The organism is Polynucleobacter paneuropaeus, assembly GCF_003261235.1.
Classification (GTDB): Bacteria; Pseudomonadota; Gammaproteobacteria; order Burkholderiales; family Burkholderiaceae; genus Polynucleobacter; species Polynucleobacter paneuropaeus.
Window position 1 is genome coordinate 1,591,705 of record NZ_CP030085.1, and the last position, 22,860, is coordinate 1,614,564.

Consider the following 22,860-nt stretch of genomic DNA (forward strand, 5'->3'; position numbering starts at 1 on the left):
GGGTAATTCCTCATCAAAACGGATTGGGGTTTTCCCGCGATCTACAATCGAGTATTCAATAAGGCTAAGACGATATATGCAACAAAAATGGGGTATTCAGGGGATGGCGGTTGCACCGCATTCCCTAGCATCAGAATCAGCAGTGGCTGTTCTGCGAGAAGGTGGTAACGCACTGGAGGCAATGATTGCTGCTGCTGCAACCATTGCCGTGGTCTACCCCCATATGAACTCGATTGGCGGTGACTCTTTTTGGGTCATTCACTCTCCCGGCAAAGCGATGGGCGGCATTGATGCTTGCGGCGCTGCTGCAGGCTTAGCTAGTAAAAAATGGTACGCAGAACGAGGCATCACTAAGTCAATCCCTTTCAGGGGTGCAGTAGCTGCAAATACCGTTGCAGGAACGATTTCAGGCTGGGGGGCTGCACAACAACTTTCTCAGCAAGCGTTGAGAGGCAAGATCCCACTCTCACGATTATTAGCAGACGCAATTCATTATGCAGAAGCTGGCGTGCCAGTGACTTTCAGTCAATCCAGTCTGACTGCCAAGAAACGGGAAGAGCTGAATCCCATTCCTGGTTTTGCAGAAACTTTTCTCGTTAATGGCCGCGCCCCTGCAGTCGGTAGCATCTTTAAACAAGAGCGTTTGGCAAAAACCTTGCGACAAATTGCTAGAAAGGGAACGGAAGATTATTACCGCGGTGATCTGGCTGAATTACTCGCGAAAGAACTTGCGGAATTAGGAAGCCCACTGCGTCTAAATGATTTGCATCGTCACCAAGCTAAGCTCATTGATCCTCTAGAACTAAAACATAGCTTGGGTCATGTTTACAACATGACCCCCCCAACCCAAGGTGTAGTCTCTTTAATGATTTTAGGTATCTTGGATCAACTGAACCTGAAGCGCTTCAAAGTTGATAGCGCTGAATATGTACACCACTGTGTTGAAGCCACTAAGCAAGCCTTTAAAGTGCGCGATCAATTTGTCACTGATCCTGCGTATATGAAAAAACATGCGCAATCTTTTTTAACCCCTGCTTTTCTAAAGAAGCTAGCGAAAAATATTGACTCTGAAAAAGCTTTACCTTGGGGCCAAGGTAAAGGTCCTGCCGATACCATTTGGATGGGTGTTGTTGATAAACAGGGTAATAGTGTTTCCTTCATTCAAAGTATTTATCACGAGTTCGGTGCCGGCATTGTATTGCCAAGTTCAGGCGTCAATTGGCAGAACCGTGGTTGCAGTTTTTCTCTAGACCCCAAAACACTCAATCATCTTGAGCCCTATCGCAAGCCATTCCATACACTGAATCCAGCATTAGCTTTATTTAAAGATGGCAAGACGATGGTGTACGGAACGATGGGCGGCGATGGACAACCCCAAACACAATGTGCAGTCTTTACTCGCACTGCGACATACGGTCTTGACCCACAAGATGCTATCAGCCGTCCTCGCTGGTTACTGGGGCGAACCTGGGGGCAAACCAGCGATAGCCTCAAACTCGAATCCCGCTTTAGTCCATGGGTCGCAAAAGAACTTCACGCAATGGGTCATGAAATTGAGATGCTCGATGCCTTTGATGAAACCGTAGGACATGCCGGATGCATCATCCGTGAAGCCTCTGGCACTCTCAGAGGCGGCTGGGATCCCCGCAGCGATGGAGCAGTTAGCGCGTTTTAGTGATGAAAGCTTTAGGCACACTCAAATTCCAGTGAATTGCTGCTGCACGCAAGCCAAAGATGGCGAGCATGCACAGCACTGCGGATTCGAGACGGTATTCCGGCAAAAAGTTGAGCGCCAAAATATAAAGACAGCAACCCAAGGTAACTGGGATTGCATACAACTCATGCGACATGAGTAAGGTTTTTCTACCCGCTAAAACATCGCGCAATAAGCCGCCGCCAATCGCGGTGACCACTCCCAAAATGACGGGTGCAACTGGTAAACCAAAATCTAGCTGCCATGCCTTGAATGCCCCCTGGATCCCAAATAAGGCTGCGCCTAAACCATCTAAGTAAAGCATGGAGCGGTAAATTTGGGGTTGAGTAAAAAATGATTCAGCGATAAAGGTGGCCATGCTAGCGGCCAAGGCAAGCCACACATAAAGTGGTGCTTGTGACCAAAAACTGGGGACACCGAGAATGATATCTCGAATAGTCCCGCCGCCAATCGCAGTGATCACGCCCAGCACTAGCACTCCAAAAAGATCAACGCCTCGATCAGCAATCGCCAAAACTCCGGTCACTGCGAAAGCGATTGTCGCAATGATGCTGATCCAAAATTGAATATCTTCCATGACAACACCTAATTAGGTAATAGGCTTGAGAGTCTTAAGGTAACGCTGCGCATTGCTGACATACCGTCCAGCAATTTCTTCGATCTTTTGCATTTGCTCAGCATCGAGCATTTTCACAACTTTGGCAGGTGAGCCTAAAATCATTGAACCATCTGGAAACTCTTTCCCTTCGGTGACGAGAGCGCCTGCACCAACTAAGCAATGCTTACCAATCTTGGCGCCATTCAAAATTACGGCACCAATACCAATTAGGCTGCCATCGCCAATCTGGCAACCATGCAACATCACCTTATGACCTACAGTGACATGCTTACCAATCAAGAGTTCAAAGCCAGGATCGGTATGCAATACCGAAGAGTCCTGAACATTGCTACCTTCACCAATTTGAATCAGATCGTTATCACCTCGAATGACTACCTGAGGCCAAATGCTCACGTTTTCATGAAGCTCTACGCGACCGATGACCTCGGCGCTCTCGGCAACCCATACGCCCTTCGCTAATGCGGGAGCAATGCCATCCAGTTCAAATATAGCCATAAGCCATTATAGGATTACCCTAGTGCGTCGCTATTTTTACTATAAGAATCATATACTGATACTTATCTATCAATGTCCAAAGGAGTTATATGAAAAAAATATTAATGGCTCTCAGTATCCTAGTCAGCTTGGTTGGCAATGCATACGCCGATGAAAAAGTTCCAGTTCTAAGCACTCAAGAATTAGTTACCGCATGTAAATTACCTGCTAGCCCAGAATCTCGTAGTTTCTGTATCGGCTACACCACAGCGATTTATGACACTTATTTAGCTACACGACATCCTCAAAAAGCTAAACCGTTTATTTGTGTTAAACAACCTGCCCCAAAACGTGACGAGGTCATTGGGGATTTTGTGAAGTGGGTCGAAGCCAACCCTCAATCTGCAGACAAGCCTGCCGCCGGAACCGTTCTGGGCTTTTTGGCAGTACGCTTTCCTTGTGCTAAACAATAAATCTATTCAATCTTAGGAGTAGTTATATGAAAAAAATGATCGCCCTCCTTGTTACTGCATTCGCTATTACAGCTTGCTCCAATATGAGTAATACGGAACAACGCACCTTGTCTGGAGCAGGAATTGGTGCGGCAGCAGGCGCCGCTGGAACAGCATTACTTCATGGCAATCCGATTTGGGGTGCTGTTGGTGGTGCTGCGGTTGGCGCTGCTTCAGGCTATGTCTATGACGCCTATAAGAAAGAACAGGCTTCAGAATACAACGCTGGCTACAAAGCTGGTAAGAGCGGCTCAACATCTACCGCTCCAAACTGAATCAGTTTGCCTCCAAACCCAGCTTGGTTTAATTGACCAGCTGGGTTTTTATTTGGATCTCACCTGTAAGTGCTTTATGAATTGGGCATTTATTAGCAATCTCCAAGAGACGCTGTTTTTCCTCTTCCTTTAACTCGCCAAATAATTGAATGTCGCGGTTAAATTTTTCAATATCATCCTCGCGCTCAATATGCACAGTGACGATTGCATTAGTTAAGTTCATAGCCTTACGACCGGCATACATTTTGAGGGTCATGCTCGTGCAAGAAGCCAAAGCAGCAGCCAAGTACTCATGCGGGGAAGGTCCGGTATTAGCTCCGCCTGAAGCCTCCTCGATATCAGCCAACAATTGAAAATTTCCAACCGTAATCTTTTGTTGAAAAGGGCCTACTCCGAACTGGGACTGTGCATTTCTGATCATGACATTCTCTTTATTTAATTTCGACTAATTCTGAAGGTTATTTACCGATAAACATCTACTGATACTATGCCGGTATGAACTTCACTCTGACCGAAATCGGCGCTAGTACTATTTTTGCGCTTGCAGTATTGCATACTTTTAGCACCTCTTATTTTGAGGCTTTAGCCAAGAGTCACCGAAGGCATGCAGGCCTTTGGCACCTGCTAGGCGAAGTTGAAATCGTCTTTGGTTTCTGGGCTGCCATCCTCATTGTTTTTCTGGCCCTGGTTGATAATTTAGAGATAGCCAGACATTACGCTAGCTCCAGAAACTTCACCGAAGCTCTCTTCGTTTTTGCCATCATGGTTGTTGCCGGCAGTAAGCCCATCCTCAACTTTGTGACTCACATCTTGCATGCTATTGGCAAAATTCTCCAAACTGTTTTGAGAACTAAGTCGACGCCCACTTTATATTTTTTAACTCTGAGCATTACACCTGTACTCGGTTCATTTATTACAGAAGCTGCTGCAATGACCTTGGCGGCTTTTTTATTGAGAGATCTGGTGTATCGCCACTCTTGTTCCAAGCTCATGCTCTTTGGAACTCTGGGGGTATTGTTTGTGAATATCTCAATTGGCGGCACCCTGACAAACTTTGCTGCGCCCCCCGTACTCATGGTGGCTTCAACCTGGAATTGGGATAGCGCCTTCATGATGAGTCATTTTGGTATCGAATCTTGCATTGCGATTTTGATTAACGCATTGCTCATCACTCTCTTGTTAAGAAAAGAATTTGTTGAGCCACAATCAGAAACACGTCCTGATAAAACACCACTCACAGTGACCTTGGTTCATCTTTTATTTTTAGTAGGTGTTGTCGTTTTTGCACATGATCCAGTGATCTTTATGTGGTTGTTATTATTTTTCATTGGCTACACCACCGCATACCCCAAGCACCAAAGCCCCCTCATTCTGAGAGAGGCCTTATTGGTAGGCTTCTTCTTGGCCGGCTTAATTGTTCTAGGTGGACTACAAGAATGGTGGCTACAACCAATTTTGCAGAATATGAGTCCAACCGCAGTCTTTTATGGTGCCTTGGGGCTGACTGCTTTGACCGACAATGCTGCTCTGACCTATTTAGGCTCTCTAGTTACAGGCACTTCCCTAGAATTTAAGCTAGCCTTAGTCGGCGGTGCAGTTGCTGGTGGCGGCCTCACCGTTATCGCGAATGCCCCCAACCCCGCTGGATTAGCCATTTTGCGGCCCTATTTTCCGAATGCCGCCGTTTCTGCTGGCATGCTGCTCTTGGCGGCCATTCCGCCAACCCTAGTAACGATCCTGGCTTATCGATTCCTCTGATCTGCACAATCCCGTAAAATTAGTGCTTCGCCCCCAGTTATAAACCTGAGAACGGCATATGAAGAAGCTCTATATCAAAACCTTTGGCTGTCAAATGAATGAGTACGACTCTGACAAGATGGCTGACATCCTCCATGCTGATGAGGGCATGACGATCACCGACACACCCGAAGACGCAGATGTTGTACTTTTGAACACCTGCTCGATTCGTGAAAAAGCAGAAGACAAGGTATTCTCTGACCTCGGCCGATTACGAGAACTCAAAAAACGTAAACCCAATTTACTGATTGGAGTAGGTGGTTGTGTTGCGAGTCAAGAAGGCCAACAAATTATCAATCGGGCACCCTATGTGGATGTTGTCTTTGGCCCTCAAACACTGCATCGTCTCCCCGATCTGATTGCGCAGCGCCATCAAACGGGTAGGCCTCAAGTCGATATTTCTTTTCCAGAAATTGAAAAATTTGATCACTTGCCGACCTCACGAAAAACACGCGGCTCTGCATATGTATCGATCATGGAGGGTTGCTCAAAGTATTGCAGTTATTGCGTAGTGCCCTATACCCGAGGTGAAGAAGTCTCGCGCCCGCTTGATGATGTTTTGACCGAAGTAGCAGGTTTAGCGGCACAAGGTATTAAAGAAATTGTTTTACTGGGACAAAATGTGAATGCCTATCTTGGCAAAATGAGTGAAAGTGGTGAGTTAGCTGACTTTGCTTTACTGATTGAATATGTTGCTGAAATTCCGGGGGTTGAGCGGATTCGCTTTACAACGAGCCATCCAAAAGAATTTACGCAACGCTTAATTGATGTCTATGCAAAAGTACCTAAGCTAGTAAGCCATTTGCATTTGCCCGTTCAGCATGCTTCTGATTCTGTTCTGTCTGCCATGAAGCGCGGCTATACCGCCTTAGAATACAAAAGCATCATTCGTAAAATGCGGGCTGTCAGACCTGACCTAACGCTCTCCAGCGACTTCATCGTTGGATTCCCAGGTGAAACCGATGAGGACTTTAATAAGCTACTCAAAATGGTTGAAGAACTCCAATTTGATAATAGTTTCTGCTTTATCTTCAGCCCTCGACCTGGCACGCCTGCTGCCAATTTGACTGATGACACGCCCTATGAGATCAAACTAAGACGCTTACAAACTCTGTTGGCTCTAATTGACTCACAGGGCGAAAAAATTAGTCAGGCCATGCTTGGTAATACCGAAACCATTTTGGTTGAGGGGCTTGCTAAAGATGGCGTTAATCTTCAAGGGCGTTCTGCAAATAATCGCATCATTCATCTTGAAGTACCAGATCAAAATAGTGATAACTGGATTGGAAAAATGATCGATGTCAAAATTACCGAAGTATTGAATTACACCTTGCGCGGTGAATTGATTGAATCCTATGTCCACTAAACTTCAAATCGATCTTCAATTCGCAAGTCCAGCAATCGAATCAGCAATTAATCAGATCGCATCCAATAGCCTTATAAAAAAATGGATCAAGGCGACTACTAATAAAGTAGGCCTCATTACAATTCGCTTTGTGAATGCAGCTGAAGCTAAAAAGATGAATGCAGCTTATCGAAAAAAAGATAAGCCGACCAATGTCCTCACCTTTCCCTATGCTTTAGATAAAGCCAGCCTGAATGCCGATATCATCTTGTGTGTCCCCGTCATTCAAAAAGAAGCTAAAGAGCAAGGTAAGGACATGAAGTCACATCTTGCCCACCTCATCATTCACGGCTGCTTACATGCCCAAGGCCATGATCATGGCATTCCCAAGCAAGCCGAAAAAATGGAAGCGCTTGAGATCAAACTCCTCAAAGAGCTTGGTTTTGCCAACCCTTACACCCCACAGTAATCCCTCGTCACCGATTTCATCTATTTCTGAGCTATTCTTGCACCATGCCCGACCCCAATAAATCATTACTGGAACGCTTAACTGCCTTTCTTAGCCCCGCGCCCACCAGCAGCACAGAGCGTCGTCAAGAATTAATCCTTACGCTACGAGAAGCGCAGTCTGAGGGCTTGATCGATGCTGATGCCTTATCGATGATTGAAGGCGTTTTCCAGGTAGGGCAACTCTGTGCGCGCGATATTTTGGTTCCTCGTGCCCAAATTGATTGGATTGATATCAATCTTCCTTTGGCAGAAATTATTCAGAACGTCATTACTGCGGCCCATTCCCGCTTCCCCGTATTTGAGGGTAGCCGAGACAATATCATTGGCACCTTACTTGCCAAAGACCTGCTCCGCAATGCGAGTGAAAAAGATTTTCAGGTACGCGATTGGCTAAGGCCTGCTGTGTTTATTCCCGAGTCAAAACGACTGAGTGTTTTGCTACGAGATTTTAAAGATAATCGAAATCACTTAGCGATCGTAGTGGATGAATACAGTGGTGTAGCTGGCATCATCACGATTGAGGACGTACTCGAGCAAATTGTGGGTGACATCGAAGATGAGCATGACATAGACGAAGAGGCTGACAACATCATCGCCTTAGATAATGGTGATATCCGAGTCAAAGGTATTACTGAGCTTGAACAATTTAATGAAGCTGTAGGAAGCCATTTTGCTGAAGAAGATATTGATACGGTTGCTGGGCTAGTCATTCAACACCTAGGTCGCGTTCCAAAAATTGGTGAGTTAATCAAACTCGGGAATATAGAATTTGAGATTCAGCGCGCCGACCCAAGACAGATTCATATTTTGTTAGCAAGACAAATTAATAAGCAATCCACATCTGATTGAGCTTGCATTCTGCTTTGAAAAATCCAACCCGATTTCTAACGCTCGTCTTATTTGGCGCAATACTCGCCTACTCAGCTGAGCTACCTTATGGCGGATGGATTCAAATTCCCATTCTCACTTTAGTTTGGTGGGGCCTACTTCAGTTTAAGCACGCATCGCTCAAGCATTTTTTGCTGGCTGGCTTAATGTTTGGTTTAGGCTACTTTGTAGTAGGTCTCTCTTGGATCTACATCAGCCTCCACGATGTTGGAAAAATGAATTTTTTGCTCTCGTGTACCGCAGTAGTTTTACTTTCCACATACACCGCAGTCTTTTTTGCTTTAGCTAGCCTGCCACTGCATTTCTTTAAGAAAGATTCTTTTTACACTGGATGCTTCCTGGCAGCCAGTTGGGTCTTGATTGAATGTCTGCGTGGTTTTTTTCTCACCGGCTTTCCTTGGCTAGGCTTGGCAGAGGCCCAAGTCAATGGTCCGTTTGGGCTAATAGCGCCTTACCTCGGCGGTCTCGCCTGCACCTTCTTGGCGGTGTGGAGCTCGTGGCAACTCTTGCATGTACGTAAACACATTGTGCGGAGTATTGCCCCCGTTGCACTCGTAATAATTTTTGTACAAATCATGGGCTTATGGAGTTTTACCAAGCCCACTGGATCACCCTTAAGTATTGAACTTGTACAAGGCAATTTTTCACAGAGTCTTATCTTTAGACCTGAAGGCGTCATGCAACAAATTGACTATTACTCGAATGTGATGAAGCGCTCTTCCGCAGAATTAGTCATTGCTCCTGAAACTGCGCTCTCCTGGCCTGATATCAATTTACCTAGCGGCACACTCGAGTCTTTACAGGAAAGTGTCAACCAACATCACAACACCTTGCTTTTTGGCATCATCGGTCGACGCATTAATCCTGAAGATGGTAGAGAGTTCTCGAATCGTGCACTTGGACTGAATAGCAATGCCCTGCCTTATCAATACGATAAATCTCATCTCGTTCCCTTCGGTGAATTTATTCCTCCTGGATTTCATTGGTTTGTAAACGCTTTTAATGTTCCCTTAAGTGATTTCTCCCGTGGCTCCATGAGTCAGCCACCCTTCATGATTGTGAGAGAAGGAAAGGGCCCTTTGTTTGCGGCGATTACCATTTGCTACGAGGATGTATTTGGTGGTGAACTCGCTAAGCGTCTTCGGCATAGTGACGAACCAACCAATCTCTTAATTAATATCACCAATCTGGCATGGTTTGGTGATTCACAAGCCCCCGGTCAACAACTCAGACTTTCGCAACTGCGCTCCCTAGAAGCAGGTCTGCCTGCCCTACGCGCTACGAATACTGGGATTACTGCAATTCTTGGACCGGATGGGCAAGTGATTGAGCAATTGCCTAAATTTACGCAAACCTCTTTAATTGGCTCGGTTCAGCCCTACGCCGGTAAAACGCCTTATGTCATTCTGGGTAATGCTCCAATTTTGACCATCTCTTTCCTGTTCCTGTTGATGGGTATCATTCGTCAAAGACGGTTTTAGCAATTACCCAGCTTCGCCATGTAAAATCAATGGCTTAGCTAGGTTAAACATGCTTACATTTCAGCAAATCATTCTTAAACTTCAAGAGTATTGGGACCAACAAGGTTGCGCCCTTTTGCAGCCTATCGACCTTGAAGTTGGTGCAGGCACATCGCACACAGCCACCTTCCTAAGAGCAATTGGTCCTGAGCCTTGGAAAGCTGCGTATGTTCAACCCTCCCGCCGCCCTAAAGATGGACGCTATGGAGAGAACCCCAATCGCTTGCAACACTATTACCAGTATCAAGTGGTTCTCAAGCCAGCACCAGCCAACATCCTGGAGCTCTATTTAGGCTCACTAGCTGCACTCGGTTTAGACCTCAAAGAAAATGATGTGCGCTTCGTAGAGGATGATTGGGAAAATCCAACCCTCGGCGCTTGGGGTCTTGGTTGGGAAGTATGGCTAAACGGTATGGAAGTCACACAATTTACTTACTTCCAGCAAGTAGGTGGCTTAGATTGCAAACCTGTTCTTGGAGAAATTACTTACGGTATTGAGCGTCTGGCAATGTACATTCAGAATTGCTCTAATGTTTTTGATCTTGTTTGGGCGGACGGTATTTCTTATGGTGATGTGTATCACCAAAATGAAGTCGAGCAGTCCTGTTACAACTTTGAACACTCCAATACCGATTTACTTTTTGCAAACTTCAGCAATTTCGAGAGTGAAGCAAAACGCTTAATGGAAGTACCTTTAGCCTTACCCGCTTATGAGATGGTGCTCAAAGCGGCCCATACTTTTAATTTGCTGGACGCACGCGGAGCCATCTCGGTTACTGAGCGGGCAGCCTATATCGGTCGAATTCGGAATCTATCTCGCGCAGTAGCTCAGGCCTATTACGACTCACGTGAGCAATTAGGTTTCCCAATGTGTCAACATAGCTTGGCTAAATCATGAGTACACTCAATACTGACTCGACTTCAGCCAGCCTCTTGCTAGAGGTATTTACAGAAGAGTTGCCTCCTAAATCTTTGCGCCGCTTAGGTGAAGCTTTTAGCGAAGGTGTTGCGAACTCCCTAAAAGCTGCAAACCTATTGAGTGAACAATCTACAGTTACTGGCTTTGCAACTCCACGACGTTTAGCAGTCCACATCACTGAAGTACTTAATCATGCACCTGACTATCCAGTGCGGGAAAAATTACTTCCCAGCTCAATTGCCTACGATACGCAAGGTCAAGCCACTGCCCCCCTACTGAAGAAACTGGCTAGCCTAGGATATGCCGATATTGATCTTGCAAACCTAGAAAAGTCTGGTGAAGGGAAAAATGAGGCACTCTATTTAAATGTAGTTGCAAAAGGCGCCGCTCTTGAGCCAACCGTTCAACAAGTAGTTGAGCAAAGCTTGAACAAATTGCCAGTCGCTAAGATGATGCATTACCAAGTCACACGCGCTAATGGTGAATTAGTCGATGTTCAATTTGCCCGCCCAGTGCATCGCATTGTGGCTTTATATGGCAATACTCCACTGCATATCAGCGCCCTCGGCATAGATTCAGGTAAACAAACCCAAGGTCACCGCTTTTTAGCGCCCGGAGTCTTGCAGATTGAAAGCGCAGATCAATACGAATCTGCCCTGGAGAGTGAAGGCAAAATTGTTCCGAGCTTTACAAAACGTCGCCAACAAATTGAGGCTGGGCTTCTTAAGGCCGCAGGTAATGATCTCGTTCTGATGCCAGAAAGCCTTCTTGATGAAGTGACAGCCTTAGTTGAGTGGCCAGCAATTTACGAGTGCCACTTTGATGCAGAGTTCTTAGAAGTTCCACAAGAATGTTTGATTCTGACGATGCAAACCAATCAAAAATATTTTGCATTAACTGACAAACAAGGCAAGCTCAGAAACCGCTTCTTAATTGTTTCCAATATTCAAACTGATCAGCCTGAAGCGATCATTTCAGGCAATGAGCGCGTGGTGCGTCCTCGCTTATCTGATGCACGCTTCTTTTTTCAGCAAGATCAAAAGCGCTCCTTAGTCTCGCGAGTAAATGATCTTGCCAGAGTGGTGTATCACAATCAATTAGGCAATCAACTCGATCGCAGCAAGCGGGTTCAAGCAATTTCACTAGGTATAGCTAAATTACTCGGCTGGAACGAAATATTTGCTTCTAGAGCAGCTGAGATTGCTAAAACCGATTTACTGACCGATATGGTGGGTGAATTCCCAGAACTGCAGGGCATCATGGGTCGCTACTATGCAACTTTAGACAAAGAAAATGATGAAGTAGCAGCAGCTTGCAGTGAACACTATATGCCACGCTTTGCTGGTGATACTTTGCCTAACACTCAAACTGGAACTATCCTGGCTATTGCTGACAAGCTAGAAACCTTAGTCGGGATATGGGGTGTAGGGCTCGCGCCAACAGGCGATAAAGACCCTTATGCCTTACGCCGCAATGCCCTCGGTATTTGCCGCTTGCTTCTAGAAAAAAATCTGCCACTGAGTCTGCCAGCTTTGATTGAATTAGCGCGCCGACAGTTTCCCCAAAAAGAAGTTCAAGAAAAGGCTCAAGTTGCCGCAATCAATGAATTCATACTGGATCGATTGCGTGCTTATCTTCGCGATCAAGCGCTTTCCGGAAAACCCTTTACCAGCCCAGAAATTGAGGCCGTCTTAAGCCAGGCGCCTGAGCAAATCAATGACATCATTGCACGCCTCTCTGCCCTACGAGAGTTCAATGAACTATCTCAAGCAAGCCAGCTAGCCGCTGCCAACAAGCGTATTAGCAATATTCTGAAAAAGACCACTACTGCTATTCCTAAAGCCTGCTCAGTAAACCTTTTGCAGGTCCCTGCAGAGATTGCCTTATATCAAGCTCTGGAGATGCTTAAACCCACTCTAGACTCGGCTTATGCAAAATATGAATTTGTTGGGCTATTAAAAGCATTAGTTGCTTTGAGTGAGCCGATCGACCAGTTCTTCGCTGACGTGATGGTGATGGATCCTGATCCGAAGTTACGCGATAACCGCCTTGCCCTTTTGCAAGAACTTCACCAGAAAATGAATTTAGTTGCGGATCTCGGCAAATTAGCATGAGCACTAGCTCTTCTAAACTGATTATTCTCGACCGCGATGGCGTAATAAACGAAGATCGTGATGATTACGTTAAATCTATTGAAGAATGGGCTCCCCTACCAGGCAGCTTAGAAGCTATCGCCCTCCTTAATCAAGCAGGTTATCAAATTGCGATTGCAACCAATCAGTCTGGCTTAGCGCGTGGATTTTTTAGTATTAATGATTTACACGGCATGCATAGCAAAATGGCTAATCTACTCAAACCTTTGGGTGGTCACATTGACAGTATTTTCTTTTGCCCTCATACCGATGCGCATGCCTGTGACTGTCGCAAACCTGCCCCTGGAATGATGAAAGAAATTGCTCTGCGATATCACAGAAACCAGCATCAAAAACCATTAGAGGGTGTGCCCGTAGTGGGCGACTCCCTGCGTGACCTACAAGCTGGTGTGGCCTTGGGTGCCTCACCCCATCTGGTTCTGACCGGTAAGGGCCAAAAGACCTTAGCCTCAGGAGATCTACCTGAAGGAACAGAAATTCACCAAGACCTACTTGCTTTTGCCAATAGCTTTCTTAATGGCATGGCGTAAAGATGATGACTTTTATACGCTCAACTCTATTCACTCTTTTCTTATTGGTCTTTACACCGATTTGGTCCGTGCTTTGCATACTGGTTTTTCCTTTTCTTAATCCAGAGAATCGTTATCGCTTCATCGGTTTTTGGAACAAAGTAGTCATTCAAGTTCTCAAGCATCTGTGTGGCATTCATTTTGAGATTCGTGGCATGGAGAACATGCAAGCTGCCCTAGATCAACCAGTAGTGGTGTTAAGCAAGCACCAATCCGCGTACGAGACAATTGCTTATATTGCCTTATTACCCAAACAACTTTGCTTTGTCTTCAAGCGTGAGCTCTTGTGGATTCCATTTTTTGGTTGGGCTTTAGCACTTCTCAAAATGATTCATATTAATCGCGCAAGTAAAGAAACGGCAGCACTCTCTGTGGCAAGCCAAGGCCGTAAACGCTTAAGTGAAGGTAAATGGATTTTAATGTTCCCTGAGGGGACTAGAACGCCAGTTGGTTCCCATAAGCCCTACCGCAAAGGCGGGGCTCGCCTTGCAAGCGCTACAGGGGCAACTGTCATTCCTATTGCCCACAATGCTGGGCGGTTTTGGCCACGTAATAGCTTCATGAAATACCCCGGCACTGTGATTTTCTCGATTGGCCCTGCCATTGCTTCAGCTGGAAAGTCTGGTGACCAACTGCATCAAGAGGTCGAGGGCTGGATTGAAGCCGAGATGAGAAAAATAGATCCGAGCGCTTACTAAGCCGAGCTTGCATTAGCTAATAATTTAGCCCAAGAAATATAGCGATCTACCGTAATGTCTTGCGCTCTAGACTTGAGCTCTTCCTCGCTCAGACTTAAACAATTAGCATAAGTCTGTAAATTGGTACGCAGCATTTTGCGCCTCTGCGCAAAGGCTGAAGCGACTATTGTCTCTAAAGCGCTCCACTCTTGCGCACTTAAATCAAAGTCTGCACGCGGAATCATTCTGACTACCGCAGAATTCACCTTGGGCTGCGGTTCAAAAGCTTCAGGGGGAACTTCTAGGACTTGCTCCATATGGTAACGAGCCTGCAGCATGACAGATAGGCGACTAAAGTCTGAGCTACCCGCTGGAGCAACCATTCTCTCCACCACTTCTGCTTGCAACATAAATACTTGCTCATCAATTTGCCTCGCTGCTGATACCAAATGAAATAAGAGTGGGGAAGAGATGTTGTAAGGTAGGTTTCCAACGACCTTGCATTGACCCTGATGTGAGGCTCGCTGCTTGGCCCATTCAGAAAAATCAAACTGAAGTGCATCCCCCTCAATGACATTGAGTCCCTGTAGATTTTGCTGCTGCCAATAGGCGACTAAGTCGCGATCAATTTCTAGCAGATCTAGATACTCCAAATTTGCCAATAAGGGACGTGTTAAGGCACCTAAACCTGGTCCAATTTCAATAATATGCATGTCTGCTGCGGGATTAATCAGGGCAACGATTGCGTAAATGATGCCGTTATCATGCAAAAAGTTTTGGCCAAATCGTTTACGGGCGCGATGCATCTATACCAAACTGTTGTGATGCGATGCAAGTGCATAGGCCAAGCGTAATGCCTCTAACATGCTGCGATGATCGGCTAGACCTTTGCCAGCAATATCTAGGGCTGTGCCATGATCTACTGAAGTGCGAATAATCGGTAAGCCTAGAGTGACATTGACACCACTAGCAAAACTGACAAACTTGAATGGGGCTAAACCCTGATCATGGTACATCGCTAAAAAGACATCTGTTTTATCAAGCACACGAACATCAAACATCGTATCTCCAGGATAAGGGCCTGATACTGCAATCCCTGAGTCACGCGCCAGATTAATCGCAGGGATTATTTGATCTAGCTCTTCTCTACCAAGGTAGCCAGCCTCTCCCGCATGGGGATTTAAGCCTGCAACCCGAATCTGAGGTTGTGCAATGCCAAATTTGGAACGTAAATCATGATCAATAATTTGAATCGTTTCAAAAAGGTCATTACAGCTTAAAGCAGATGAAACCGCTTGTAATGGTAAGTGGGTCGTTGCTAAAGCAACTCTGAACTGCTGAGTATTGTCCATGCCCAAGGTTCCGGCAGGAAGCTCAGCACATAACATCATCACGACGCGCTTTACTCCACAGCGCTCCGCTAGATATTCCGTATGTCCAGTAAAAGGAGTTCCCGCCAGATTAATAATGCTCTTTTGGAGAGGTGCAGTGACCATCGCATCAAATCGTCCCTCCAAACAACCATCGATTGCAAAATCTAATGTATTTAAAACGTAGGAAGCATTTGCTGGATTTAATTCACCAGAGCGAACGGGTTCAGCCAGTGAAACATGATGGACATGCAGGCGATCGCGTATGGTGGGATCGAGTGTATCTGATACTGTTAAAAGGTCGCTACACCCTACGAGAGTGACTTCCAGATTGACTTGCTCTTTAAGCAGGCGAGCTGCAGCAGCCAAGGAAACCTCAGGACCGATGCCAGAGGGCTCCCCCGTTGTAATGACTAACTTAACGATTGCCGGTAGCTGCATCTTCGACGTTCAAAATCTTTACAGTCGCAGAATCACGTAATTGACGGAGCCAATCCTGATATGCCTGCTCGAATTTTTTCTGACGAATCGCAGCTTTTGCAAACTCACGCTGTTTCTCAGTAGTTAGTTCAGCCTGGCGTCGCTCAAGGGCCTGAATCAAGTGCCAACCAAATTCTGTTTTAACCGGTGGGCTGACTTCGCCAATCTGTAAACGGTTCATAGCCTGTTCAAACTCAGGCACCAATTCTCCAGGACCCATCCAACCCAGATTGCCACCATTTGCTGCAGATCCATCCTCAGAGTATTTTTTTGCAAGCTCACCAAAGTCAGCTGTTTTAGCAACAACTTGTGCGCGATAACCAGCTAAACGTCTTTCAGCATCCTGATCACTTAAGCCTGCGCGATTCTTCAGCAAGATATGTCGAGATAAAGTTTGGGTGATTGCAATATTTTGGGGGGCTCCTGAAGTTGTTGCTTCTTGGGCTGGAGCTTGAGTAGAAGCTTGCTGTGGTTGAGGGCTGCCTCCAGACCGACGATCGAGTACTTTCAAAACATGGAATCCCGCAGGGCTTTTGACCACATTGTTAGCAACTTGACCGCCGCCAATATTTCTAACAGCCTCGTAGAAAAGTTGGGGCAGGCGATCTGGGGTCCGATAACCTAACTCTTGAAACTTAATTTTAGGATTCTCTTTGGCAGCCATTTCACCAAGCTGAAGAAAATCTACATCACCACGCGCATCTTTTAATAAGCTTTCTGCTTTTTTCTTGGCCTCAGCCTGAGCACCAGCCCCTGCGTTGGCGTCTACTGGGATAAAAATTTGAGCAATATCGATTTCTTCCACACCACCAACTGCTGAAGAAGTATTTGCTGTCGGCCTGACAGCGCCACCCCTGGCTCTTGATTGCTCAGTAATAAAGTTATCAATCTCTGCTTCAGAAATTTTAATCTTTGATTCAACTTCACGCTCGCGATAACGACTCATCATAATGTCGTTGCGTAACATGTCCTTATAACGCTCATAACTCATACCAGATGCGATAACCTTAGCCTTGAATTCTGCAAGAGTCGTTTTATTTCTTGTGACAATGTCATCAACAATTCTCGTAAGCTCTTTTTCGCTTACTGTTATCCCATCTTGCTCAGCTTCTTGAAGCTGTACTTTTTCAATAATGAGACGCTCTAAAATTGCTTTTCTCAAAGCAACTACATCTGAAGGTAATTTTGCACCCTGTTTTTGTAAGGTCAAAATACGATCATCGATTTCTTTGCGGGTAATAAATCCAGTATTCACAACCGCAGCAACGCCATCAATATCTCGAACCTTGCTATCAGAACTAACACTACTAGGGCTTTCAACATTGCCAGCACCTTTTTTAGATGTGCCAGTAGTTTGAGCATCCGAAGCAATTGATAGCAAAGCGAATCCCGAAAAAATTGTCGCAAAGAGGACATGCTTGGGTTTAATTCTGTGATGCGTCATTGATAATTCTCATATATTGAAGGTGGTATAGGCTTTGAAGTTGGCATATATCCAGGTACGTTTAGCTTCATGATATCAACTGGGTTGCTACCTGCGCTGGCAAAGCCCCTAAATTCAACCTGAAAGAGCACCTGAGTTGTCATAATTTGGGATGTATTGACTACCTGAGAATAAGCGCCACGGAAGGTCCAGCAATCCCGAGTCCATTCTAGAGCAGCTAAGGAATTGAGGGTTTTTCCTGCCAAAGCATCGTAACCCCAACGCCCTAAAACCGAGAGCTCCCGCGTGAGCGGCCATTGTCCAGAAATATTATATTGATTAGTAGTTGTCGCACCGGGTGTGTATGCCTGATTATTTTGCGCGGAAGCCTGGACAGGAGGTGTGTACACATTACGGTAGCCAATATTTAAACTTCTTCCTGGCGTAGGGCGCCAACTAGTCCCCGCAGTAGTTTGCACAAACTGATTGAGCTGGGCGTTATAGTCTCCAAATGCATCAACACTCAAATTACCCAGCAATCGAACAGATGCAGACCCTAAGGTATCTTGGTATGTTGAAGTATTGGCAATTGTGCCGTTCAAGCCCACCCGTTGTGCAGTGAATTGCTGACGTTGGGCGAGCGTTACTGAGGCTCTTTCGGCACCTGTATTGGCTTCAATCATGCGGCTCGTCACACCCCCAGTCAATTTATTATTGTCTGCAATACGGTCGTTACCGATAAAGTTATTTTCACTAAAAATCTGAATGAGGCCGAAGCCACCATCTGCAGTATCGAACAGGGGCGTATTAGTTTGATCCTGATAAGGCGTGTATACGTAGAATGCGCGGGGCTCCATAGTTAACAGCATATCTCTGCCAAAAAAACTTTTCAGCTCTGCCGCATCGCGTTCGTAAGCCACACCCGAGTCCAAACTAAAAGTGGGTAATACAAACCCTTGAGCAGGCGCTACAGTGCTGTTGTTAAAAGCAGTTGCGTTATAGGTGTTAGATTGAAAACTGACTTTCGGTGTGATGTAGTAACCCGGTGTCACCTGCGGCAAAGCCATGGCACCCTTGATGATCGTTCGGTCTGCTTGGCTGTAAACACCAGGCGCAGTGGCTGCTAAATTTGCGCCGATGTTATATGCAAAGCGAGTGTAATCCGTAGAAAAAGTAGTAGCAGGACCACTTGGCAAGGTAAGGTATTTACCACTCACATCTGTTGCAGTGGGCGTTAAGCGATTGCTATATGTAGCCGTTACATTAGGCAAAATATTGTAGGGAGACTGCACAATATTCGTTGGGTCTGGTTGGAGCGTCTGGAAAGTCAAAGCGCGCGCAGAGACATTCCAATTACTCAAGCTATCAGTGAGCTGTTTATTGGTACCAACTTCTTGACGAAACTGGCTAGTAACTGCCCCTGCAAGACTTTGTGAAAAATCGGTTGGGTATAAATTATCCGAAACTCGTGCCACGTTGGCGTAACCTGTCCAAGCTCCAGGTAAAGGCATACCATTTGGGCCCAAGGCGCCACTAAAGTTTTCCCTCTGTTGCCAGTCATAACGCCAACGATCTGTCCCTGTTTTCCGATCGTATGGCAGATAGTCTCCGCCCAAAGTGCCTGAGTAATCCTTATCTAAAAAACGATATTGAGCGCCTAATTGGGTTCCACGCTGCCCCATTACCCTCGGCAGCAATAGAAGATCTCGATTGGGCGCGATATTGACATAATACGGCTGTGTGACATCAAAACCATTATTTGAGTTGTAGCCCGCAACAGGAGCAAGCAAACCAGAGCGTCGTTGGCCTGAAGTGGGGACAGTAAAGTAAGGAATGTAAGCAATTGGTACATCAAAGAAATGCATCACCCCATTGGTGCCAGTCATTTCTTTCTGTTCGTTATCGATTTCAATTTTGCTAGCCGTGAAATACCAATCAAGATTTTCTGGGTTACAGGTTGTATAGGTTGCGTTATCAAAAACGAATACATCGGCACTTTGTACCGTTAATTTTTTAGCCTTACCATTGGCACGAGTGTCTCGTAACTCGTAATTGGGTAACTCCATTTCGCCTTCGCGTGCATCCACATTAAAACGTGCATTGGGTCCCTTGAAGGAAGTATTCCCTTTAATTACTTCTGCATGGCCATTTAAAGTTGCCACATCACTATCTGGGTCATAAGTAATTTCATCCGCTTTCATGACTGCGCCGTTACGACGCATTTGTGCGCGACCAATCAAGTGCATATCTCGCTCAACTACACCATCAATCTCATCACTCGATGTAAATGTGAGCGCCTTACCGTCTGCAATAGCTTGCCCTACTCTCAATTGATCGTCTAACTTCAGAACGGTGACATCACCCCGATCGGGAATTAAAATGGAGCCAACGGAAGACTGTGAAGTGAGGGGTAATGGAGGGGGGGCTTGAGCGCTCGATTGAGCGGCCAATCCAAGTAAAGCTAGCCCCATCAAAACGCGCAGGGTTAGCTCACAAAAAAGAGGGGCGCAAAGGCCGGCGCGACGGCGATAATGACTCATGGATCTTGACCCGCCTTATTATACGAATCGACATGACCGACACACGCTTAGACACCCTGCGCAAATGGCTAAAAGGCCTAGAGCCTAACTGGCAATTAGATCTTGCCAGCTTGGCGCCCGCTTCGGCTGATGCCAGTTTTCGGAGGTATTTCCGGATTGGGTCCAAAACCCCCCATTTTGAGACCTTAATCGTCATGGACGCCCCGCCTCAACATGAGCCCTTAGACGACTTTATTAAAGTGGATTTGTTGCTAGAAAATGCCGGTCTGAATGTCCCCAAAATATTAGAAAAGAATATTGCTGAGGGCTTTCTTTTGCTCAATGATTTAGGTACTAAAACCTATCTAGCTGAACTCAATTCTGAAACAGCAAATTGGCTTTATCAAGATGCAACTCAGGCGCTAATTAAAATGCAATTGGCTAGTAAGCCAGGTGTTCTTCCGAATTATGATGCGGCACTTTTGCTTCGTGAACTCCAACTCTTTCCAGAATGGTATTTGAACAAGCATCTAAGTATTCAATTAGATACAAAACAAGAGCAGCTCATCAAAGATGCTTTTGACTGCATCATTCATAATAATTTAGCCCAAGCAAAAGTCTACGTACATCGTGATTTCCATTCACGTAATCTAATGCTTACCGAACACAATAATCCTGGCGTCATCGATTTTCAGGACGCAGTATATGGTCCGATTACCTATGATGCTGCATCACTTTGGCGTGATGCCTATATTGCATGGCCTGAAGAGCAAGTGTTGGACTGGGTGATCCGCTTTTGGGAGGATGGAAAAAAGGCCGGGCTTCCTATGCCAGAAGATTTCGGTGAGTTTTATCGTGATTTTGAATGGATGGGTCTACAACGCCATCTCAAAATACTGGGTATCTTTGCCAGACTATTTCATCGCGATGGTAAAGAGGGTTATTTAAAAGATATTCCCCTTGTTTTGGAATATGCCATTGCAACCGCCAATCGCTACATCGAGCTAAAGCCATTAGCCCGCCTTTTGGAATCTACTCGCAGATGAGCAATTCTTCTTCGCTGCCCTGTCTTTTACTTGCCGCAGGCAGAGGTGAGCGTATGCGCCCCCTCACAGATGAGCTGCCTAAGCCCCTTCTCAAAATTGGTAATCAATCTTTATTAGAGAGACATCTCATTTCACTTAGTCAGGCTAGCATCAAGAAAGTGGTAATCAATCACGCCTGGCTTGGTGAAAAGATTGAAGATGCCCTGGGTGATGGCAGCCAATTTAATCTTCAGATTGATTATTCTCGGGAAGGTACCGCATTAGAGACGGCGGGGGGTATTCATAAAGCACTGGATCTTCTCAAGCCAACCGACTATGTACTCGTCATCAATGGAGATGTTTTCTGCCCCAACTTCCCAATTGCGTCTCTGTTGGAGCAAATACCGAAACTCCGGGCCAATCCTGCAAAGCCCCTGGCTTATCTGGTGATGGTGCCCAACCCCACTCAGCATCCCAATGGAGACTTTTATTTACTCGAGGGGTCAGTTCAAGATATCTCTTCGCCCAAAGCTGAAAAACTCACCTTTTCTGGCATCGGCATCTACCATCAGGGTCTGTTTGCCCATCTCAAAAGCGGGGCATCGGCTAAATTAGCCCCACTCTTGAAGGAGGCTATGTATAAAAAACAGGTGCTCGGTGAAAAATATCTCGGACCGTGGCACGATGTCGGTACACCTCAACGTTTACAAGAGCTTAATGTGACATATGCATCAACCTGAAATTTATCAATCTCGTAGATTAAAACTCTCAGAGCAGATCCGATCTAAAACGGGTGGCGGTATCGCAATCATTTCAACTGCACCAGAAGTAGCTCGCAATCGGGATAGTGAATTCCCTTATCGTCATGACAGTGATTTCTTTTATCTCACTGGCTTTGAAGAGCCTGGTGCAACATTGGTTCTCGTAGCGGAAGGCAAGTCATTCCAGTCGCACCTGTTTTGTCGCCCAAAAGATATTGAACGCGAAATTTGGGATGGTATTCGACTGGGGCCTGATGCGGCACCAGCATTCCTGGGTGTCGATTTTGCCTACAGTAATCTGGAGTTAGATACAAAACTTGGTGAACTATTAAGTCAAAATGACGCTGTGTATCTTCGCCTAGCCCAAAGCACTGAAGATGATCGCCGTCTGAGAAATTGGATGGAGCAAGTACGCAAGCAAAGTCGCTCAGGCATTAATCCACCGACCCAGTTTCATGATGTTGATGCCTTGATTCATGAAATGCGTTTATTCAAAGATGTGCATGAGATTGATATCATGAAACGGGCAGCAGCAATTTCTGCACGCGCCCATATTCGCGCAATGCAAGCCTGTAGACCTGGCATGCACGAATATCAACTTGAAGCAGAATTACTGCACGAATTTCGTTATCACGGCTCGCAAAGCGTGGCATACAACAGCATCGTAGCTACTGGTCCGAATGCCTGCATTCTGCATTACCGCGCTGGTAATTCGGTATTACAAGACGGTGATTTATGTTTGATTGACGCAGGCTGTGAACTCGATAGCTATGCTTCTGACATTACCCGCACTTTCCCTGTAAACGGAAAATTTACCGGCCCACAACGTGCCCTGTATGACATCACCTTGCAGGCACAAGAAGCAGCGATTGTGCATACCCGTCCTGGCAATACTTTTATTCAGCCACATGAGGCTGCTGTCAAAGTATTAACGCAAGGATTGCTTGATGAAAAACTGCTCAAGCTCGCTGAATTAGGCTCTCTAGAAAATGCCATCGAAACCGGCGCCTATCGTCGCTTTTATATGCACCGCACTTCCCATTGGTTGGGCATGGATGTCCATGATGTGGGCTCCTATAGGGAGGCCAGTACTCAAACTGATAAACCTTGGCGGATTCTTCAGCCTAATATGGCTCTTACTATTGAGCCCGGTCTCTACGTCAGGCCGGCTGAAGATATTCCTGAATCCTTCTGGAATATTGGCATCCGGATTGAAGATGATGCGCTTGTCACTGCATCCGGCTGCGAATTGATTTCTCGTGGAGTGCCTGTAAAGGCCGAAGAAATCGAAGCCCTTATGCGCAAATAAT

General features: G+C 45.9%; 22 protein-coding genes. 15 read left to right on the forward strand and 7 right to left on the reverse strand.

All coding sequences use genetic code 11. From position 1 onward, the window contains the following. Nucleotides 1-76: 76 nt before the first annotated feature. Nucleotides 77-1,675, forward strand: a complete 1,599-nt coding sequence (ggt, locus tag Pas1_RS08220; RefSeq protein WP_112294996.1) for a gamma-glutamyltransferase — start codon at nt 77-79, stop codon at nt 1,673-1,675. On the opposite strand, the gene Pas1_RS08225 is transcribed toward ggt, so the two are convergent. Both Pas1_RS08225 and Pas1_RS08230 read right to left on the reverse strand, forming a co-directional pair. After that, on the reverse strand, nt 1,662-2,291 hold the full coding sequence (locus Pas1_RS08225; protein ID WP_112208540.1) for a trimeric intracellular cation channel family protein: 630 nt from the start codon (nt 2,289-2,291) through the stop codon (nt 1,662-1,664). The two genes, ggt and Pas1_RS08225, sit on opposite strands and share 14 nt — an antisense overlap. 12 nt (nt 2,292-2,303) lie before the next feature. Beyond that, the gene (locus Pas1_RS08230; protein ID WP_112205328.1) at nt 2,304-2,828 is read right to left on the reverse strand and encodes a gamma carbonic anhydrase family protein; all 525 of its coding nucleotides are present in this window, start codon (nt 2,826-2,828) and stop codon (nt 2,304-2,306) included. 89 nt (nt 2,829-2,917) lie between these two features. Between Pas1_RS08230 and Pas1_RS08235 the strand changes: the two genes are divergently transcribed. Beyond that, complete coding sequence (locus Pas1_RS08235) at nt 2,918-3,280, forward strand: Rap1a/Tai family immunity protein (RefSeq protein ID WP_112294997.1); 363 nt, start codon at nt 2,918-2,920, stop codon at nt 3,278-3,280. A gap of 26 nt (nt 3,281-3,306) precedes the next feature. Further along, on the forward strand, nt 3,307-3,594 hold the full coding sequence (locus tag Pas1_RS08240) for a glycine zipper domain-containing protein (protein WP_112205332.1): 288 nt from the start codon (nt 3,307-3,309) through the stop codon (nt 3,592-3,594). Nucleotides 3,595-3,622: 28 nt separating this feature from the next. Here Pas1_RS08240 and Pas1_RS08245 read toward each other — a convergent pair whose 3' ends face one another. Continuing rightward, complete coding sequence (locus Pas1_RS08245; RefSeq protein ID WP_225971609.1) at nt 3,623-4,015, reverse strand: OsmC family protein; 393 nt, start codon at nt 4,013-4,015, stop codon at nt 3,623-3,625. Between the two features lie 74 nt (nt 4,016-4,089). Here Pas1_RS08245 and Pas1_RS08250 point away from each other — a divergent pair, with 74 nt between their 5' ends. The 9 genes from Pas1_RS08250 to Pas1_RS08290 are packed head-to-tail and all read left to right on the forward strand — an operon-like array spanning nt 4,090 to nt 13,993. After that, nucleotides 4,090-5,352, forward strand: coding sequence for a putative Na+/H+ antiporter (locus Pas1_RS08250; RefSeq protein ID WP_112294998.1), 1,263 nt, complete (start codon nt 4,090-4,092; stop codon nt 5,350-5,352). A gap of 58 nt (nt 5,353-5,410) precedes the next feature. Continuing rightward, on the forward strand, nt 5,411-6,757 hold the full coding sequence (gene miaB / locus Pas1_RS08255) for a tRNA (N6-isopentenyl adenosine(37)-C2)-methylthiotransferase MiaB (RefSeq protein WP_112205336.1): 1,347 nt from the start codon (nt 5,411-5,413) through the stop codon (nt 6,755-6,757). Continuing rightward, nucleotides 6,747-7,205 carry an rRNA maturation RNase YbeY gene (gene ybeY / locus Pas1_RS08260; RefSeq protein WP_112205338.1) on the forward strand — a complete coding sequence of 153 codons (459 nt, stop codon included), beginning with the start codon at nt 6,747-6,749 and terminating at the stop codon, nt 7,203-7,205. The genes miaB and ybeY overlap by 11 nt, the downstream gene beginning before the upstream one ends. A 44-nt stretch (nt 7,206-7,249) precedes the next feature. Beyond that, nucleotides 7,250-8,095, forward strand: a complete 846-nt coding sequence (locus Pas1_RS08265; protein ID WP_112205340.1) for an HlyC/CorC family transporter — start codon at nt 7,250-7,252, stop codon at nt 8,093-8,095. Continuing rightward, the gene (gene lnt, locus Pas1_RS08270) at nt 8,092-9,615 is read left to right on the forward strand and encodes an apolipoprotein N-acyltransferase (protein ID WP_225971610.1); all 1,524 of its coding nucleotides are present in this window, start codon (nt 8,092-8,094) and stop codon (nt 9,613-9,615) included. Before Pas1_RS08265 ends, lnt begins: the two co-directional genes overlap by 4 nt. A gap of 49 nt (nt 9,616-9,664) precedes the next feature. Beyond that, the gene (gene glyQ, locus Pas1_RS08275; RefSeq protein ID WP_112205342.1) at nt 9,665-10,552 is read left to right on the forward strand and encodes a glycine--tRNA ligase subunit alpha; all 888 of its coding nucleotides are present in this window, start codon (nt 9,665-9,667) and stop codon (nt 10,550-10,552) included. Beyond that, a complete protein-coding gene (gene glyS, locus Pas1_RS08280) occupies nt 10,549-12,687 on the forward strand; it encodes a glycine--tRNA ligase subunit beta (RefSeq protein ID WP_112294999.1) in 2,139 nt (712 codons plus the stop codon). Before glyQ ends, glyS begins: the two co-directional genes overlap by 4 nt. Then, entirely contained in the window at nt 12,684-13,256 is a 573-nt protein-coding gene (gene gmhB / locus Pas1_RS08285) for a D-glycero-beta-D-manno-heptose 1,7-bisphosphate 7-phosphatase (protein WP_112205346.1), read from the forward strand. The genes glyS and gmhB overlap by 4 nt, the downstream gene beginning before the upstream one ends. Before the next feature lie 5 nt (nt 13,257-13,261). Then, entirely contained in the window at nt 13,262-13,993 is a 732-nt protein-coding gene (locus Pas1_RS08290) for a lysophospholipid acyltransferase family protein (protein WP_112205882.1), read from the forward strand. Here Pas1_RS08290 and rsmA read toward each other — a convergent pair. The 4 genes from rsmA to Pas1_RS08310 are packed head-to-tail and all read right to left on the reverse strand — an operon-like array spanning nt 13,990 to nt 19,785. After that, complete coding sequence (gene rsmA, locus Pas1_RS08295; RefSeq protein WP_112295000.1) at nt 13,990-14,778, reverse strand: 16S rRNA (adenine(1518)-N(6)/adenine(1519)-N(6))-dimethyltransferase RsmA; 789 nt, start codon at nt 14,776-14,778, stop codon at nt 13,990-13,992. The genes Pas1_RS08290 and rsmA overlap by 4 nt on opposite strands. Further along, entirely contained in the window at nt 14,779-15,783 is a 1,005-nt protein-coding gene (gene pdxA / locus Pas1_RS08300) for a 4-hydroxythreonine-4-phosphate dehydrogenase PdxA (RefSeq protein WP_112295001.1), read from the reverse strand. It abuts the gene before it with no gap. Beyond that, entirely contained in the window at nt 15,761-17,266 is a 1,506-nt protein-coding gene (locus tag Pas1_RS08305; protein WP_112295002.1) for a peptidylprolyl isomerase, read from the reverse strand. The genes pdxA and Pas1_RS08305 overlap by 23 nt, the downstream gene beginning before the upstream one ends. After that, nucleotides 17,263-19,785 carry an LPS-assembly protein LptD gene (locus Pas1_RS08310; protein ID WP_112295003.1) on the reverse strand — a complete coding sequence of 841 codons (2,523 nt, stop codon included), beginning with the start codon at nt 19,783-19,785 and terminating at the stop codon, nt 17,263-17,265. Before Pas1_RS08310 ends, Pas1_RS08305 begins: the two co-directional genes overlap by 4 nt. A 32-nt stretch (nt 19,786-19,817) precedes the next feature. Here Pas1_RS08310 and Pas1_RS08315 point away from each other — a divergent pair, with 32 nt between their 5' ends. The 3 genes from Pas1_RS08315 to pepP are packed head-to-tail and all read left to right on the forward strand — an operon-like array spanning nt 19,818 to nt 22,859. Next, nucleotides 19,818-20,810 carry an aminoglycoside phosphotransferase family protein gene (locus tag Pas1_RS08315; protein ID WP_112295004.1) on the forward strand — a complete coding sequence of 331 codons (993 nt, stop codon included), beginning with the start codon at nt 19,818-19,820 and terminating at the stop codon, nt 20,808-20,810. Continuing rightward, nucleotides 20,807-21,529 (forward strand): N-acetylmuramate alpha-1-phosphate uridylyltransferase MurU, encoded by a 723-nt coding sequence (gene murU / locus Pas1_RS08320; protein ID WP_112295005.1) that lies wholly within the window; start codon nt 20,807-20,809, stop codon nt 21,527-21,529. Before Pas1_RS08315 ends, murU begins: the two co-directional genes overlap by 4 nt. Continuing rightward, nucleotides 21,516-22,859: a Xaa-Pro aminopeptidase gene (gene pepP / locus Pas1_RS08325; RefSeq protein WP_112295006.1), complete on the forward strand. Its 1,344-nt coding sequence runs from the start codon at nt 21,516-21,518 to the stop codon at nt 22,857-22,859. The genes murU and pepP overlap by 14 nt, the downstream gene beginning before the upstream one ends. Nucleotide 22,860: the final 1 nt, after the last annotated feature.